At 69.3% G+C, this 15,354-nt stretch carries 15 protein-coding genes; 6 read left to right on the top strand and 9 right to left on the bottom strand.

What is annotated here, in order from left to right; genetic code table 11:
- The first annotated feature begins 5 nt into the window (after nucleotides 1-5).
- The 3 genes from AB2L57_RS16560 (at nucleotide 6) to menE (ending at nucleotide 2,959) form a co-directional block, all read left to right on the top strand.
- Nucleotides 6-923 (top strand): amidohydrolase family protein, encoded by a 918-nt coding sequence (locus AB2L57_RS16560; protein WP_409047606.1) that lies wholly within the window; start codon nucleotides 6-8, stop codon nucleotides 921-923.
- The gene (locus tag AB2L57_RS16565; protein WP_409047607.1) at nucleotides 920-1,372 is read left to right on the top strand and encodes a MaoC family dehydratase; all 453 of its coding nucleotides are present in this window, start codon (nucleotides 920-922) and stop codon (nucleotides 1,370-1,372) included. Before AB2L57_RS16560 ends, AB2L57_RS16565 begins: the two co-directional genes overlap by 4 nt.
- A gap of 66 nt (nucleotides 1,373-1,438) precedes the next feature.
- Nucleotides 1,439-2,959: an o-succinylbenzoate--CoA ligase gene (gene menE / locus AB2L57_RS16570; protein WP_409047608.1), complete on the top strand. Its 1,521-nt coding sequence runs from the start codon at nucleotides 1,439-1,441 to the stop codon at nucleotides 2,957-2,959.
- A 33-nt stretch (nucleotides 2,960-2,992) separates the two neighbouring features.
- Here menE and AB2L57_RS16575 read toward each other — a convergent pair whose 3' ends face one another.
- From AB2L57_RS16575 to AB2L57_RS16615, 9 genes are all read right to left on the bottom strand, one after another.
- Nucleotides 2,993-3,394, bottom strand: coding sequence for a glucose-6-phosphate dehydrogenase (locus AB2L57_RS16575; RefSeq protein WP_409047609.1), 402 nt, complete (start codon nucleotides 3,392-3,394; stop codon nucleotides 2,993-2,995).
- 60 nt (nucleotides 3,395-3,454) lie between these two features.
- Nucleotides 3,455-4,378, bottom strand: coding sequence for a sugar phosphate isomerase/epimerase family protein (locus AB2L57_RS16580; protein WP_409047610.1), 924 nt, complete (start codon nucleotides 4,376-4,378; stop codon nucleotides 3,455-3,457).
- 9 nt (nucleotides 4,379-4,387) lie between these two features.
- Nucleotides 4,388-5,167, bottom strand: a complete 780-nt coding sequence (locus tag AB2L57_RS16585; RefSeq protein WP_292810101.1) for an SDR family NAD(P)-dependent oxidoreductase — start codon at nucleotides 5,165-5,167, stop codon at nucleotides 4,388-4,390.
- 81 nt (nucleotides 5,168-5,248) lie between these two features.
- Nucleotides 5,249-6,235 carry a sugar ABC transporter substrate-binding protein gene (locus AB2L57_RS16590; RefSeq protein WP_292810099.1) on the bottom strand — a complete coding sequence of 329 codons (987 nt, stop codon included), beginning with the start codon at nucleotides 6,233-6,235 and terminating at the stop codon, nucleotides 5,249-5,251.
- 84 nt (nucleotides 6,236-6,319) lie between these two features.
- Nucleotides 6,320-7,315, bottom strand: a complete 996-nt coding sequence (locus AB2L57_RS16595; RefSeq protein ID WP_409047611.1) for an ABC transporter permease — start codon at nucleotides 7,313-7,315, stop codon at nucleotides 6,320-6,322.
- A complete protein-coding gene (locus AB2L57_RS16600; RefSeq protein WP_292810095.1) occupies nucleotides 7,312-8,844 on the bottom strand; it encodes a sugar ABC transporter ATP-binding protein in 1,533 nt (510 codons plus the stop codon). The genes AB2L57_RS16595 and AB2L57_RS16600 overlap by 4 nt, the downstream gene beginning before the upstream one ends.
- Nucleotides 8,841-9,962 carry a zinc-binding dehydrogenase gene (locus AB2L57_RS16605; RefSeq protein ID WP_409047612.1) on the bottom strand — a complete coding sequence of 374 codons (1,122 nt, stop codon included), beginning with the start codon at nucleotides 9,960-9,962 and terminating at the stop codon, nucleotides 8,841-8,843. The genes AB2L57_RS16600 and AB2L57_RS16605 overlap by 4 nt, the downstream gene beginning before the upstream one ends.
- A 31-nt stretch (nucleotides 9,963-9,993) precedes the next feature.
- Nucleotides 9,994-10,953: a transketolase family protein gene (locus tag AB2L57_RS16610; RefSeq protein WP_292810089.1), complete on the bottom strand. Its 960-nt coding sequence runs from the start codon at nucleotides 10,951-10,953 to the stop codon at nucleotides 9,994-9,996.
- Nucleotides 10,953-11,828: a transketolase gene (locus AB2L57_RS16615; protein ID WP_409047613.1), complete on the bottom strand. Its 876-nt coding sequence runs from the start codon at nucleotides 11,826-11,828 to the stop codon at nucleotides 10,953-10,955. The genes AB2L57_RS16610 and AB2L57_RS16615 overlap by 1 nt, the downstream gene beginning before the upstream one ends.
- 318 nt (nucleotides 11,829-12,146) lie before the next feature.
- Between AB2L57_RS16615 and AB2L57_RS16620 the strand changes: the two genes are divergently transcribed.
- From AB2L57_RS16620 to AB2L57_RS16630, 3 genes are all read left to right on the top strand, one after another.
- Nucleotides 12,147-13,643, top strand: coding sequence for an aldehyde dehydrogenase family protein (locus AB2L57_RS16620; RefSeq protein WP_292810086.1), 1,497 nt, complete (start codon nucleotides 12,147-12,149; stop codon nucleotides 13,641-13,643).
- A gap of 97 nt (nucleotides 13,644-13,740) precedes the next feature.
- Nucleotides 13,741-14,292 (top strand): MarR family winged helix-turn-helix transcriptional regulator, encoded by a 552-nt coding sequence (locus AB2L57_RS16625; protein ID WP_292810084.1) that lies wholly within the window; start codon nucleotides 13,741-13,743, stop codon nucleotides 14,290-14,292.
- 245 nt (nucleotides 14,293-14,537) lie between these two features.
- On the top strand, nucleotides 14,538-15,344 hold the full coding sequence (locus tag AB2L57_RS16630; protein WP_292810191.1) for a methylenetetrahydrofolate reductase: 807 nt from the start codon (nucleotides 14,538-14,540) through the stop codon (nucleotides 15,342-15,344).
- Nucleotides 15,345-15,354 lie beyond the last annotated feature (10 nt).

Here is a 15,354-nt window from a genome sequence, read left to right on the forward strand (position 1 = left end):
TCCGCATGACCCGCTACGAGCCGGCCATCGATCTCGAGGCGATCGAGGCCATCGATGTGCACGTGCACATCGAGATCGACGCGCACGGCCACTCCTCCCTGCCCCCCGACCTTGTGGATGCGGCGGCGAAGTACTTCACGGCCGACGTCGACAAACCCGATCTCGACAGCATCGCCCACTACTACCGCGAGCGCCGGATGGCCGCGGTCGTGTTCACGGTCGACGCCGAGAGTCAGCTCCGGCATCCCGCGCTCTCGAGCGAGCAGATCGCCGAGGGGGCGGCCCGCAACAACGACGTGCTGATCCCCTTCGGGTCCGTCGACCCGCGCAAGGGCTCGGCGGCCGTCGAGCGCGCCCGGCGCCTGGCGACCGAGCACGGGGTGCGCGGATTCAAGTTCCACCCCACGGTGCAGGGATTCGATCCGAGCGACGAAGCGCACTACCCCCTCTACGAAGCGCTTCAGGATGCCGGCGTCGTCGCCCTGTTCCACACGGGCCAGACGGGGATCGGCGCCGGGATGCGCGGCGGCCGCGGCTTTCGGCTGGCGCTGTCCAACCCGATGCTGCTCGACGGCGTCGCCGCGGACTTCCCCGACCTGCAGATCATCATGGCGCACCCCTCGGTGCCGTGGCAGGACGAAGCGCTCTCGGTGGCGACCCACAAGCACAACACGTGGATCGATCTCTCCGGCTGGAGCCCGAGGTACTTTCCGGAGTCGCTCGTGCGCGCCGCGAACTCCTATCTGAAGCGGCGCGTGCTCTTCGGGTCGGATTTTCCGCTGCTCACGCCCGACCGCTGGATGCACGACGTCGAGCAGACGGCGCTGAAGCCCGATGTCATGCCCGGGATCATGAAGCACAATGCGGCACGCCTGCTGGGGCTGACCCCCGAACCCGCCGACCCCTCGAAAGGAACAGCATGACCACCGCCATCGACTATGCCGACATCGCCGGCCTCGCCGGACGCGACCTGGGATGGACGGACTGGCTCGTCGTCACGCAGGACCGCGTGGACCTCTTCGCCGACGCCACCGACGATCACCAGTGGATCCACGTCGACCCCGACCGGGCGAAGGACGGCCCGTTCGGCGCTCCGATCGCCCACGGGTTCCTCACCCTGTCGCTCGCCGTGAAGTTCTGGACCGAGCTGGTCGACGTCGAAGGCGTCACCACCAAGGTCAACTACGGCCTCGACAAGGTCAGATTCGTCTCGCCCGTGAAGGTAGGCGCCCACGTGCGGATGAACGCCGTCGTGGCCGAGGTCACCGAGATCCCCGGCGGCTACCAGCTCGCCGTCGACCAGACCATCGAGATCGAGGGCGGCGCCAAGCCCGCCGTCGTCGCTCGCGGGCTGTACCGCTTCTACGCTTGACCCTCGTCCGCGCGGGCCCGGCCCGCGCGGACTCCCCCACCCCCTCGACGTTGAGGACATGCGACGATGCACGATCACGGACTGGGCTCCTGGATGGCCAAGCGCCGGCTCAAGAGTCCCGACAAGACCGCACTGATCTGCGACGAGCAGCAGCTGACGTATCGCCAGCTCGCGGATGCCGCGGACCGCGTCTCGGAGCTGCTCTGGCGGCGGGGCATCCGCAAGGGGGATGCGGTCGCCTATCTCGGCGAGAACAGTCCGCAGCTTCTGCAGGTGCTCTTCGGCGCCGTCCAGCTCGGCGCCGTGTTCGTCCCGGTGAACACGCGACTCGCACCGCCCGAGATCCGCCACGTGCTGACCGACTCCGGCGCCCGGGTGCTCATCCACGATCCCGAGTTCGTCGATCGCGCCGACATCGGCGACGTGGCCGAATGCATCGTGCACACGATCCCGACAGGCGAAGGCGACACGGCGGTGCCCGGCCTCGCACGCCTCATCCGCATGACGGATGCGGGGCACATCGATGCCGAGGTCTCTCTCGAAGACCCGGCGGCGATCGTGTACACCTCGGGCACGACCGGACGCGCGAAGGGCGCGGTCCTGACACACCAGAACCTCACCTGGGTGGCGTTGAACTGCCTGGTCGACTACGACGTGACCTCCGGCGATGTCGCCCTGATGATCTCGCCCCTCTTCCACGTCGCCTCGCTCGGCATGGGCGCGCTGCCCGTCATCCTCAAGGGAGCGACGCTCGTGCTGGAGCGCGGGTTCGAGCCGGGGCGGGCGCTCGCTCAGATCCAGCGCCACGGCGTCACGATGCTCTCCGGCGTCCCCACGACCTACCAGCTGATGGCCGATCATCCGGACTGGGCGGCGACAGACCTGTCGACCCTGAAGAAGCTCACCTGCGGCGGGTCCGCCGTGCCCACCCGCATCCTGAACGCCTTCGAGGAGCGCGGGCTGTCGTTCTCGCAGGGATACGGGATGACCGAGACCTCACCGGGAGCCACGAGCCTCTCCCCCGACATGACCCGCGTCAAACAGGGCAGCGTCGGCCTGCCGCACTTCTTCACGGACGTGCGCATCGCCGACGAGCACGGCGCCGTCGTGCCCCGCGGCACGGTCGGCGAGATCGAGATCGCGGGGCCCAATGTGTTCCCCGGCTACCACGGACTGCCCGAGGCCACCGCGAGCGCGTTCACCGCCGACGGGTGGTTCCGCTCCGGCGATCTGGGCTACCTCGACGCGGACGGCTACCTCTACATCTCCGACCGCCTGAAGGACATGATCATCTCGGGCGGCGAGAACATCTACCCGGCCGAGGTGGAGAACGCGATCTGCGACATCGACGGCGTCAGCGCGGTGGCGGTCATCGGCATCCCCGACGATCGCTGGGGCGAGGTGCCGGTCGCCGTGATCACCACTCGGGGCGACACCCGCGTCGACACCGAGACCATCCGCACGCTGCTGGACGGTCGCCTGGCTCGGTACAAGCTGCCCAAGCGTGTCGAGATCGTCGATGAGCTGCCCCGCACGGCATCCGGCAAGGTGCGCAAGGCCGACCTGCGCGCACGGTTCGCGCGTTGACGGTACCCTGCACCGGTCAGAGCACCCGCGGACTCAGCCGGCGATCGCCTCGCCGCAGATGCCGCAGACGGCGCCCGGTGGCACCTCGATGAAGCAGTTCGGGCACACCGCGCGGGGGCGTTCGGCCTGCGCGGCGGGGCGAGCGGTGGGTGCGCGGCGTGGCGCGCGCGTCGGGGTTTTCGCGCGGGTGGCGACGACGGGTTCGGTCACGCGCGGCGGCTGCGGGCGGTGCTCCAGGCAGTAGAAGCGCACGACGCCCGCGTGGTTGTTGGGATGCCGATGCTTGACCGCCCAGAGCTCGGTGCGCTCGCGCGGCTCCGAGACGGGACCGCAGACGAAGCACCGGGTCGGGTCACCGGGCATGACGTCGGCGACGAGAACGGGGATGTCGTAGGCCAGGCCGTCGCGCCAGTCCGAACTCGCGGTGATCTTCACCCTCCCACGCTACCCGCGCGGGAGCTGCTTCGCGGCCCCGCCCCCGCGCACTACCGCGCGCTACCCGCCGACGCGGGACAGGCGAGCGGCGCGGCGGCCCTCGACGCTGGAGGCGAACCCGCGTCGGATGACCCGCATGGCATCGCGGGCGACGCCCACGCCGTCGACGTACGGCTGCCGCCAGATCGCCAGCATGTCGCTCGCGCCGGGCGAGAGCACCGCGCGCGAGAACGCCTCGACGCCCAGACGCCCCGTCCAGCCGGTGTCGAAGGCATGGCGCACGAGCGCCTCGATGTCGACCGCCCCACCCGACAGCATCCCGCGCCCCGACTGCCCCAGCTCGAGATAGCCCAGCCGAGGGGCCGCCGCCGTGATCGCGGCCGCCAGGTCGGCCTCCTCGACCGCCATGTGGAAGGTGTCGAGGTGGATGCGCAGGTGCTCCGAGCCCGAGAGCGCCACGAACTCCATCGCCTGCGCCGCCGTGTTCACCACGGCCGTCTCATAGCGGTTGAGCACCTCGAAGGTCATCATCACGCCGCGTTCGTGGGCCTCGTCGGCGATCCGGCCCACCTCGATCGCCGCGCGCTCGAAGGCCGCCGGGTCGGTGGGCCGGGCGGGGTGCCCGAACACGCCGTACGGCACGCCGTTCATCTGGTCGCCGCGCAGAGCGACCGTCAGATCGAGCGCCGCACGCAGCATCGCCGCGCCGGCCGCGCGCTCGTCGGGGTCGGCCGAGGACACGTCCGCCCCCGGGGCCTGTCCGGCGATCGTGATCGGGTGCACATCGTGGGCGGCGAACAGGTTCGCAAGGCCCGCGGCATCCGTCGCCTGCGGATCGAGCGGGGGCAGCACCACGCGGCGGTAGCCCGCCTCGACCAGAGCCCCCAGCGCTGCGGGAAGGAGATCCGAGGATGCTGCGGCCAGCAGCACGTTGAGGTGACAGGCGACATCGAGGTCGGCGCCGTCGGAATCGAGCGTCGTCATCGGGTCACCTCAGAACACCGGCAGATCGAGTCGCTTCTTGAAGACGGAGTAGCCGTCGTCGACGTGCACGACCGTGCCGTTGATGACGTTCGCCTCGTCGGAGGCGAGGAAGGCGACGACATCCGCGATCTCGGACGGCTCGGTCATGGTGCCGCGCAGCTGCTCCGAGGCGAAGGTCGCCTTCAGATCGTCCGAGAACTGATTGATGATCGCGGTGCCCACACGACCCGGGGTGATCGCGACCGCGCGCGTGCCGTACTGCGCGAGCTCGTACGCCGCCGAGCGTGTGAACGAGATGACGGCCGCCTTGGCGGCGCTGTAGGTGAAGGAGAGCTCGGCCGCCTGCTCTCCGTAGATGGAGGACGTGCTGATGATGACGCCGCCCCCGCCCTGCGCGCGGAACTGACGGCCGGCGGCGAGGATGCCGTAGTAGACGCCGTCCTGGTCGACGCGGATCATCGGTGCGTAGTCGACCGCGGGATCATGCTCGAGCAGCGGTTTGCCGCCCGCGATCCCCGCATTGTTGAAGATGACGTCGAGGCGGCCGAATGCCTCCACCGCGTGGGCCACGGCCGCCTCGACCTCGGCGAAGACGGCGACATCGACTCCCGCCGACGACGCGCTGCCGGGCGTGGTCTCGTTCAGCTGGGCGGCGACGGCCGCGGCTCGGTCGGCGTTGATGTCGGCGACGACGACCCTGGCCCCCTCGGCCACGAACTTCTCGACGGTCGCGAGGCCGATGCCGCTGGCACCGCCCGTGATGAGGGCGACCTTGTCCTTGAGGCGCATGATTCTCCTTCGACGCGTCGGTGCCGACGCGGGGTGGTGGTGACCGGGGAGGCGGAGCGCCCCGCCTCCCCGGTGCGGGGCTCAGCCCAGCTGGTCGGACGGCGTGATGGTCGCCGCGTTGTCGATGGTCACGAGCGTCGTGTCGACCGCCTCGTAGTTGGGGTCGGGCATGGTGCCGCTCTCCTGGAAGGCGACGATCTGCTCGAGGACCGAGTCGAGGATCATGGGCCAGGGCTGCTCGATCGTCGCGAGGAAGGCGCCGCCCGCCTCGATGCCGGCGATCGCCTCGCTGGTGGCGTCGACGCCCGTCACCTTGGCGTCCGCGCCGGCCTCGGTGATCGCCTGCGCGGCACCCAGCGCCGCGTCGTCCCAGCCGACCCACACGCCGTCGAGGCCGCCCGGGTTCGCGGTGAGGAAGTCCTGCACCAGGGCGAGCGCCTCGGTGCGGCCGGTCGCCGGTGAGGCCACCTTCTGGATCGAGCCGCCCGCGATCGTCGCGCCGGCCTCGATCAGGCTCTCCTCCGCGAGGCCCGCGCGCAGGCGGATGCCGGGGTGCGGGTCGTGCCCGATGACCATGATCGTCTTGCCGTCGAGTCCGCCCAGCGCCTCATCGAGCGCCCCGACCGTCTGATCGACGATGCCCTGCTGGTCGGTCGTGATGTTCACCGCGAACGCGTCGGTCGGCTCGGTCGCGGCATCCATCGCGAACATCGGGATGCCGGCATCCTTGGCCGCGGTGACGATCGAGCCGATCGAGGCCACGTCCGTGTACCCGTTGAAGATCGCGTCGGCGCCCTGGCCGATGGCGCTCTCCACGGCGGGGTTCATCTTCTGGAAGTCGAAGTCGCCCTGGATCATCGTCAGATCCCAGCCGAGCTCCTCGGCCTGCTCCTCGACGGCCTTGACCCACCAGGCCCCGATCGGAGTCTGGTTGCCCGAGGTGAACGCGATGACCTTGAAGGGGTCGTCGCCTCCGCCGGCGTCGTCGCCGGATCCCGTCGAGCATCCGGTCAATGCCAGTGTCGCCACGGCGGCCGCAGCCACCATCGCCTTGAATGACGTACGCACTTGTCCACTCCTTTGTTGCAGTTGCGTGTTTTCCTGGTGCCCGGGCACACGTGGGGGGCGCCCGGTGGGAGGGGTGCCGGGCGGCTACCGCTCCCGGTTCTTGAACGACGACAGGGTCACGGCGGCGATGATGATCAGGCCCGTCACGACCTGCTGCACGTACGCGTTGACGCCGAGGATGTTCAGCCCGTTGCTCATGACGCCGATGATCGCGACGCCCACCATCGTGCCGACGATGTTCGCGGCGCCCGAGCGGATGACCGTCATGCCGAGGAAGACCGCGGCGACGGAGAAGAGCAGGTTGTCCTCGCCCTGCACCGCGCTCGCGCTGCCGAGCCGGGCGGCGAGCAGGATGCCACCGATCGCCGACACCATCCCCGCGACGGTGAAGGCGGTGAGCCGCGCGACCCGCACGTTGACACCCGACAGACGCGACACCTCCGCGTTGCCGCCCGTGGCGTACCAGCGCCGGCCGAGGGTCGTGTAGCGGAGCACGAACCACAGCACGAGCGAGATCGCGATGGCGAAGAAGACCGGCAGCGGGATCTCGAGGAAGCGGCCCTGGCCGAGCACGTTGAACTCGGCGGGGAGGTTGAAGAGGGTCGTGCCGTTGGTGACGAGGAATGCCAGGCCCGTGACCGAGGTCAGCGTCGCGAGCGTCGCCACGAACGCCGACAGGTTCAGGTACGCCACCAACAGGCCGTTGGCCAGACCGATGAGCGTGCCGACGATGATGGCGATCAGGATGGCGAGCGCCACGGGCATCCCCCCGAGCATGAGGGATGCCGCGACCGCCCCCGCGAGCGCTGATGTCGCCGCGACCGACAGGTCGAAATCTCCCACGACCATCACGATCGTCTGGGCGCCGGCGATGATCGCGAGGATCGCCACCTGGTACAGGATGTTGCGCACGTTCGTGAAGGTCAGGAACACGTCGGGGCGCATCACGAAGAAGAACACGACGAGCAGGACGAGCGCGAGCACCGTGCCGCCCGAGAGCAGCGTCTGACCGACGGAGCTGCGCGGCCCGCTGCGGACCTCGGCGGCATCCTCCAGTCCGGGGTTGCGTGTGGTGGTCATCGGTCGGCCTTTCCGTAGCAGTACGACAGCAGCAGCTCTTCGTCCGCGTCCTCCGCGCGGACCTCGCCGGAGATCCGGCCCTCGTGCATGATCAGCACGCGATCGCTCATGCCCATGAGCTCGGGCAGCTCGGAGCTGACGGCGATCACCGTCGTGCCCTGGGCGACGAGCTGCCTGATCAGTCGATAGATCTCGGCTTTCGTGCCGACGTCGATTCCGCGGGTGGGTTCGTCGAGCAGGAGCACGGCGGGGTTGCGGGCGAGCATCTTGGCCAGCACGACCTTCTGCTGGTTGCCGCCCGACAGCTCGCCCACATACTGCCCGGCGCCGCGCGCCTTGATCTGGAGGTCGGCCATGCCCTTGCGGACGATGTCCGAGATGCGCGCACCCGAGACCACGCCCGCAGAGCTCACGGCGGGGATGTTGGCGAGGGCGATGTTGTCGCGGATCGACATGCCGAGGATCACTCCTTGAGCGCGCCGCTCCTCGGGCACGAGCGCGATCCCCGCCTCGAGCGCTCTGCCCACGCCGGGCGAGAGCGGCAGCGTCGCGCCGTCGACGGTGACCGTGCCGCCCTTGTGCTTCTGCGCACCGGCGAGGATGCGCAGAAGCTCGCTGCGGCCGGAGCCGGCGAGTCCCCCGATCCCGAGCACCTCGCCGCGGTGGGCCACGAACGACACGTGCCTCACGCGGCGCCCATCCAGCCCCTCGACGACGAGTGCGACATCCTCCGTGGCGGTCGTGCGCTCGGGATACAGCTCACCGCCGGCGCGGCCGACCATCAGCGAGATCACCTCGTCGATGTGGGAGTCGGCGACGTCCTTGGTCACGATCGTCTCGCCGTTGCGCATGATCGTGAGCCGGTCGCACAGCTCGAAGACCTCCTCGAGCCGGTGCGAGACGTAGAGGATCGCAACCCCCTCGTCCCGCAGGCGGCGCAGCACGGCGAAGAGCTCCGTGATCTCGACATCGGTGAGAGAGGCGGTGGGTTCGTCGAGGATGAGCACGCGGGCATCGGTGGCGAGCGCGCGGGCGAAGGCCACCATCGTCTGCTGCACGGGGGAGAGTTCGCCGGCGAGCTTGCCGAGCGGGATCCGCTGCCGGATGCGCTCCAGCTGCGCCTTCGCGCGGCGACGCAGCGCGCGCCACTGCACGATGCCGCCTCGGCGCGGGGTCTGCTCGCCGAGGAGGATGTTCTCGGCGACGCTCAAGGACGGGATGATCGACAGCTCCTGGTAGAGCGCGACGATGCCCGCGCGGTTGGCGACCCGGACGTTGGCGAACTCCACGCTCTCGCCGTCGCGCCAGAGTGTCCCGGCATCCGGCGCGTACAGTCCCGTCACGACCTTGATCAGCGTCGACTTGCCGGCCCCGTTCTCGCCGAGCAGTGCGTGGATCTCACCCGGCAGCACCGACAGGCCGGCGCCGCTGAGTGCGTGCACACCGTCGAACCGCTTGACGATGTCGCGGGCCTCGAGCGCCGGCACAGCCGGGGCGATCGCGGGCGACGGTTCGGTCGCGGCGCTCATGCCAGACCTCCCCCCGCGAACACCTCGTCGACAGCATCCGCCGTCGACGCCGAATCGTGGATGCCGTCCTCCAGCCGGTTGCAGCGGATCAAGACCTTGGGGTGTGCGCCGCTGACGTGCACCGCAAAGGCCTCGGTGGCGTCGTCGAGGTCGAACACGGCGGCGGTCAGCTCGTCGACGGCGAGGTGCGGGAGGATCTGCAGCGCTCGGGGAAAGGCGTAGGGCGAGACGAACACGCCGGTGAGAGTCAGCTCTTTCAGGTACAGGTGGTCCGAGAGGTTGAGCGGCATCTCGAAATCGTGGGGATACATCGCTCCGTAGATCACCGTCGCCCCCTTGGCCGCGATGTCGAGCAGCCCGCGCACGGCGCGCGTGGACCCCGAGGCGTCGATGACGATGTCGTACCCGCGCCCGCCGGTGATCTCTTCGGAGCGCGCGCGTTGGTCCTCGCCGACGGGGTCGATGACATGCTCGGCGCCGTGCCGGCGCGCCATGTCGCGACGGGCGGCGATCGGCTCGATCATCGTGAGGCTCGTCGCGCCGTTCATCCTCATCACCTGCAGCGCGAGCTGACCGATCGGGCCGCCGCCGCAGATCGCGACACGATCGCCCACCCGGATGCGGGTCTTGTCGGCGATGCGCACGGCGACCGAGACGGGCTCCAGGAGGCACCCGGTGCGCAGCGAGACCTCGTCGGGCAGCCGGTAGACCTGGGACTCGTGCCAGGTGACGGTCTCGGCCATGCCGGGCCGGTTGTAGTCCTGGATGTGCTCGCAGAACTGCTGCCTGCCCTCCTGGCAGGGACGGCACGTGCCGCAGAAGCGCAGGAAGTTGCCGGCCACGCGGTCGCCGATCCGCAGCCCGTTGCGGTGCGCGCGCTCACCGAGCGCCTCCACGACGCCCGACAGCTCGTGTCCGAGCCCGATCGGCACGTCGGTGCCGAAGAAACCCTCCGCGAGGTGCGGGTCGGACCCGCAGATCGCGGAGTACGCGACGCGGATGCGCACGTCCTCGGGCCCGAGCGGCTGGTCGGGGAAGTCCACGACGCCGATCCGGCCGCGCCGGGTCTCGTCGGGATCGCGCAGGCTGCCGATCTTGGTGACGGCTACTGTTCTCATTCGTCTCTCCGTTGAGCGCGGGGCAAGAAGCTCAGGCCGCGATGACCCGGCGCAGGGCGGCGACCGTCGCGGCGAGCCCGTACCCGTGCTTGTCGCGCAGCTGCTCGTCCTCGCCGAAGCCCGCGTACACCTGAGGGATGCCGAGGCGTTCGAACGCCTCCAGCCGGACCCCGCGGTCGGCGACGACGTCGGCGACGCGCGAGGCGAGGCCGCCGTAGGCGAGGTGGTCCTCCAGCACGACGAACCGCCCGCCGGTCTCCGCTGCCGAGCGCACGATGAGCTCCTCGTCGATCGGCTTGAGGGTGAACATGTCGACGACGCGGATGCTGCGACCGTCCTTCGCGAGCTCGTCGGCCGCATCGAGGGCCTGCGCCACGACCGTGCCGTGCGTGAAGATCGTCGCGTCGGTGCCCTCGCGTGCGACGATGCCCTTGCCGATGCGCACCTCGTGCTGACCGGGCTCGTAGAGCACCTTGTCCTTCTTGCCGACGGCGAGGCGGATGTAGATCGGCCCGCTCATCGCCATCGACTGTCGGATGATCTCCCCCACCATGAGCGGGTCGCCGATCGAGGTGACCGTCATGTTCGTCAGTGCGCACATCAGCGCGAGATCCTCGACCGCGTAGTGCGTGGACCCGCCGTTGCCCACCAGACCGCCGTGCGTGCCGATGATCTTCACGGGCAGGTTGGGGTAGCAGACATCGGTGCGCACCTGCTCGAGGGCCCGCATGGAGAGGAAGGGCAGCATCCCCGACACGACGGGGATGTTGCCGTCGTAGGCGAGGCCGGCGGCGATACCGACGCAGGCCTGCTCGGACAGGCCGACGTCGAGGAAGCGCTCGGGGTACGTGTCGCGGAACTCGACGAGGGTCGCCCCGATGTCGGGGGTGAGGACCCAGAGGTTCTCGTGCTCTTCGCCGAGCTCGGCGAGCGTGGTGCCGATGACGGACCGCGCGCCGAGGAAGTCTCCGAAGGTGAAGGTGACGGGCATCAGAGGGACTCCTTCTCTCGCGCGGCGTTCAACGCCGCCATCGCTCGTTCGAGATCGGCGGCGCCGAGCGAGCCGGCGTGCCAGGCGAGGTTGTGCTCCATGAAGTCGACACCCTTGCCCTTGATCGTCTCGGCGACGATCACGGTCGGCTTGTCGCTGTCGGTCGCCGGCAGCCCGTCGATCGCGGAGACGAGCGCGCCCATGTCGTGGCCGTCGATGTGGACGACGTTCCAGCCGAAGGCCGCCCACTTGTCGGTGTAGGGCTCGAGCGTGACGCGCTCCTCATCGAAGCTCGTCATCAGCTGCCGATTGCGGTCGATGACGGCCACGAGGTTGCCCAGCCTGTTCGAGCTCGCGGCGAGCGCGGCCTCCCAGACCGATCCCTCCCCGGTCTCGCCGTCGCCCATGAGGGTGACCACGCGGTGGGTCTCGCCGCGCCCGCGCGCGCTCAGCGCCATCCCGACGGCGAGGGGCAGACCGTGCCCGAGCGAGCCCGTCGAGGCCTCGACACCCGGCAGCTGCACCTTGCACGGGTGCATGCCGTAGGCGGAGTCGAGCTGCCCGTAGGTGTCGACGATGCCGTCGTAGGAGAAGAATCCGCGCATCGCCATCGCGATGTACATGCAGACCGCGGCGTGGCCCTTGCTCAGCACGAACCGGTCGCGCGCCGGGTTGGCGATGTCGCTCGGGTCGACCTCGAGCCCGTAGTGGAACAGCGCCGTCAGGATGTCGGCCGACGACAGGTCGCCGCCGATGTGCACGGCCCCCTCGTAGGTGCCGCACAGGTGCAGCAGCTTCGCGCGCAGCTCGAATGCCAGCTCCTCGAGCTCGGCCACGCTGTGTCGCTCGCCCGCGTGCAGGGTCTGCGTACTCATCACATGCCTCCTCATTGAATGACACGGATGTCGAATCCGGCGCTGTGCGCACCGGTCGACGTCGTCGTCGTCCGCCCCGCGGGGCGTCTCGGTGGTGCGACCGTAGCACGGTCCTATTTACAAGTAAACAGGAATGCTTCTAAACTTGTTTACCGACGCAGATAGGTATCTTCTGGGGTCAGCGACGACCGGAGACACAGGGATTCTTCCTGTTGCGACGGCGTCGCGAGCCGGTGTGTCCGAGATCCGGGACACACGGGTGCAGGTGCTTCGGCATCGGCGAGAATCAAGACACACACAGAGAGGTGGAATGTCGAAATGAGCGAGACCGTCACGGCCGCGGGAGTGCGGACCGGTTTGTTCATCGGGGGTGAGGAGCGGTTCACGGACGACGTGCTGTCGATCGCCGATCCCGCAAAACCCGGTGTCGTGGTGGGCGAGGCCGCGGCCGCGTCGACCGAGGATGTCGCCGACGCCGTCGCCGCCGCGAACGCGGCGTTCCCGGCGTGGAGCGCCCTCACCCCGCAGGAGCGCGCGGCCGCCATGGCCGAGGCGATCGCGGGCATCGCCGACGAACGCGGCGACGACGCCGCGATCCTGTCGCAGGAGAACGGAAAGATCGCGTTCGAGGGTTTCATCGACGCCCTCGTGTTCGAGATCCGCTGGAATCTCGCCCTCATGCACGCCGACGAGGTCGATGCCACCAAGACCCTGCCGGTCGTTCCCCGGCACATCCCGGTCTCGACCGAGGTGGCCTACCAGCCCCTCGGCGTGGTCACCGTCATCGTCCCGTTCAACTGGCCGATCGCCATCCTCGGGGCATCCCTTCCGCACGCGCTGCTCGCGGGCAATACCGCGATCGTCAAGCCGCCGCCCTCGGCGCCCCTGGCCACGACGCGCGTCGTCCAGCGCGTCGCCGCGAAGCTTCCGCCGGGCGTGCTGAACGTCGTCACGGGGCGCGACGAGAACATGGCGGGTCTCATCCAGAACCCCGACATCGCGAAGGTGTGCTTCACGGGATCGGTGAACGGCGGCAAGCGCATCATGGAGATGGCCTCGAAGACGCTCACGCGCGTGACCCTTGAGCTCGGCGGCAACGACGCGGCGGTGTTCCTCGATGACGCGATCCTCGACGACGCGCACCTCGACCGCCTGTTTGCGGCGATCTACGACACGACGGGCCAGATCTGCATGAACGCCAAGCGCGTCTTCGTGCATCGCTCGCGGCTCGACGAGCTGGTTGCAGGCCTTGCGGCCCGCCTCGAGAAGGTGAAGATCGGCTACGGCCTCGACGAGGGCACGACGATGGGCCCCCTGCACCAGGCGGCGCAGAAGGCCTTCGTCGAGGAGATCATCCAGGAGGCGAAGGATGCCGGAGCCGACGTGCGCGAGTACGGCGAGCTTCCGGGCGGCGACCTCGCGGGCGGCAACTTCCTGCGTCCCGCACTCGTCGTCGATCCCGACCCGCAGCTGCGCGTGGTCACGCAGGAGCAGTTCGGCCCCGTCATCCCCCTCATCCCGTTCGACACCGAGGAGGAAGCCGTCCGGCTCGCGAACGACACCTGGGGAGGACTGTGCGGTTCGGTGTGGACCGCATCGCCCGAGGCGGCGCAGCGCGTGGGCTCGCAGCTGGTCTGCGGCTACGTCTGGGTCAACGACCACGGCGCCACCCGTCTCGACCTTCGCGCGCCGTTCGGCGGTATGAAGCAGTCGGGCATCGGCCGCGAGCAGGGCATCGAGGGCATCCGCGCGTTCCAGGACACCCGGTCGATCGCCACGATCGACCCCGAGGCGCTGGCCGCCATGGCGCACTGACCGCGCCGTCCACTCGGACCCATACGCGGGATCCGGCCGCCGCTGCGGTCGGATCCCGCGTTCGTCTGGCACACTCGATCGAACGGAGGGGAGCAGCATGGCCGGAAGCACACCGACACGCGCCACCTCGCAGGACGACGACATCGTCACCGAGCCCCTCGGAGAGATCATCGACCCGGAGAATTTCACCCCGCGCCTGCTCGCCCTGCTCTCGAACGCCCTGGTGTGGCGCGAGTCGCACGAGCTGAGGCGGCGATTCCGACTCGGCACCAACGACTGGCGGGTGATCTCCGTGCTCGCCCTGCGGCCGGGCTCCTCGGCCACCGAGGTGTCGGAGTTCATCGGGGTGAACAAGGCGGTCGTCTCCAAGAGCGTCACCACCCTGCAGGCCCGCGGGCTGATCCGTCTCGTCGAGGGCCCTCGCGGCTCGCGCCCCATGTTCCTCACCCCCTCGGGCGCTCAGATGCATCACGACATGCTCCCGATCTCGATGAGCGGCCAGCACCTCATCCACGAGGGACTCGACCCCGAGCACATCCAACAGCTGAACGCGCTGCTGCGACGCATGATCGAGCAGGTGCGCGATGCGCCGGCCGATGTCGTCATCGAGGCCCCGGCGACGACGGGCACGCCCACCGCCGGGCGCTGAACTCCCGCTGAGTCGAAGCGGCCCGGTGCCCGCACGAACTGCGCGCGAGACTGGAGATCACCCTGTTCGGCGCGTTTCCGCTTTACCTATGGACATTCCCTATGGCGATAGGTAAAGTGCCTCTCGGAGGCGCAGAGAAGCGCACCGACTGAGAGCGGAAAGGACCACGATCAGTGTCGAAACCCACCCGCGTGCCCGTCGACAAGGCGGCCGCCCTCCAGCTCGTGAGCGACTTCTCGCTCGAGATGACCGGCAAGGATGTGCCGGGGCTCCTCGAGGCGACGCACGCGATCCCCGCGGGGACCAAGATCAACGTCACGTTCCTCGGCAACGAAGACCTCGACATGCGCGTCACCGCCTCCAAAGCGGTGCTCGAGGCCGGCTTCATCCCGGTGCCGCACATCTCGGCCCGCCGCCTGGCCTCGCAGGACCAGCTCGAGGAGTTCCTCGGGCGGCTGCAGGAGGTCGGCGCGACCGAGCACGTCTTCGCCGTCGGCGGCGATCCCGCGGAGCCCGAGGGGCCCTACCCCGACTCGCTCTCGGTGATCCGCTCGGGTCTGCTGCAGAAGTACGGCGTGCGCGAGGTCTCCATCGCGGGGTACCCCGAGGGCCACCCCGACATCTCGAGCGAGGTGCTGTGGCGCCACCTCGAAGACAAATCGGCAGCCCTCGAAGAGCAGGGTTTGGATGCTGTCATCCTCACCCAGTTCGCCTTCGACACCGACCCCGTCATGGCCTGGATCGATCAGGTCCGTGCGCGCGGGATCAACACCCAGATCCGCATCGGAACCCCGGGCCCCGCGGGCATCAAGCGGCTGCTGGGCTTCGCCCGCCGCTTCGGCATCGGCGCGAACGCGATGATCGTGAAGAAGTACGGCTTCTCGCTGACCAACCTCATGGGCACCGCGGGACCCGATCAGTTCGTCACCGACCTGGCCGGCCTGCTGGCGCAGGATGCGTCGTCAGGAAGTGTCAAACTGCATTTCTATACATTCGGCGGGCTGCTCGCCACTTCGGAGTGGGCCAGGCAGTACGCCGCCGCTCAGTCCTGAGGAGCCTCCG

It is taken from the genome of Microbacterium sp. HA-8, from assembly GCF_046111165.1.
Lineage (GTDB): Bacteria > Actinomycetota > Actinomycetes > Actinomycetales > Microbacteriaceae > Microbacterium.

What these genes read in the sequence shown, in the direction of transcription:
- AB2L57_RS16560 (WP_409047606.1), top strand. Translation starts at nt 6, where the DNA reads ATGACCCGCTACGAGCCGGCCATCGATCTCGAGGCGATCGAGGCCATC.
- AB2L57_RS16565 (WP_409047607.1), top strand. Translation starts at nt 920, where the DNA reads ATGACCACCGCCATCGACTATGCCGACATCGCCGGCCTCGCCGGACGC.
- menE (WP_409047608.1), top strand. Translation starts at nt 1,439, where the DNA reads ATGCACGATCACGGACTGGGCTCCTGGATGGCCAAGCGCCGGCTCAAG.
- AB2L57_RS16580 (WP_409047610.1), bottom strand. Translation starts at nt 4,378, where the DNA reads ATGACGACGCTCGATTCCGACGGCGCCGACCTCGATGTCGCCTGTCAC.
- AB2L57_RS16585 (WP_292810101.1), bottom strand. Translation starts at nt 5,167, where the DNA reads ATGCGCCTCAAGGACAAGGTCGCCCTCATCACGGGCGGTGCCAGCGGC.
- AB2L57_RS16595 (WP_409047611.1), bottom strand. Translation starts at nt 7,315, where the DNA reads ATGACCACCACACGCAACCCCGGACTGGAGGATGCCGCCGAGGTCCGC.
- AB2L57_RS16600 (WP_292810095.1), bottom strand. Translation starts at nt 8,844, where the DNA reads ATGAGCGCCGCGACCGAACCGTCGCCCGCGATCGCCCCGGCTGTGCCG.
- AB2L57_RS16605 (WP_409047612.1), bottom strand. Translation starts at nt 9,962, where the DNA reads ATGAGAACAGTAGCCGTCACCAAGATCGGCAGCCTGCGCGATCCCGAC.
- AB2L57_RS16610 (WP_292810089.1), bottom strand. Translation starts at nt 10,953, where the DNA reads ATGCCCGTCACCTTCACCTTCGGAGACTTCCTCGGCGCGCGGTCCGTC.
- AB2L57_RS16615 (WP_409047613.1), bottom strand. Translation starts at nt 11,828, where the DNA reads ATGAGTACGCAGACCCTGCACGCGGGCGAGCGACACAGCGTGGCCGAG.
- AB2L57_RS16620 (WP_292810086.1), top strand. Translation starts at nt 12,147, where the DNA reads ATGAGCGAGACCGTCACGGCCGCGGGAGTGCGGACCGGTTTGTTCATC.
- AB2L57_RS16625 (WP_292810084.1), top strand. Translation starts at nt 13,741, where the DNA reads ATGGCCGGAAGCACACCGACACGCGCCACCTCGCAGGACGACGACATC.
- AB2L57_RS16630 (WP_292810191.1), top strand. Translation starts at nt 14,538, where the DNA reads ATGACCGGCAAGGATGTGCCGGGGCTCCTCGAGGCGACGCACGCGATC.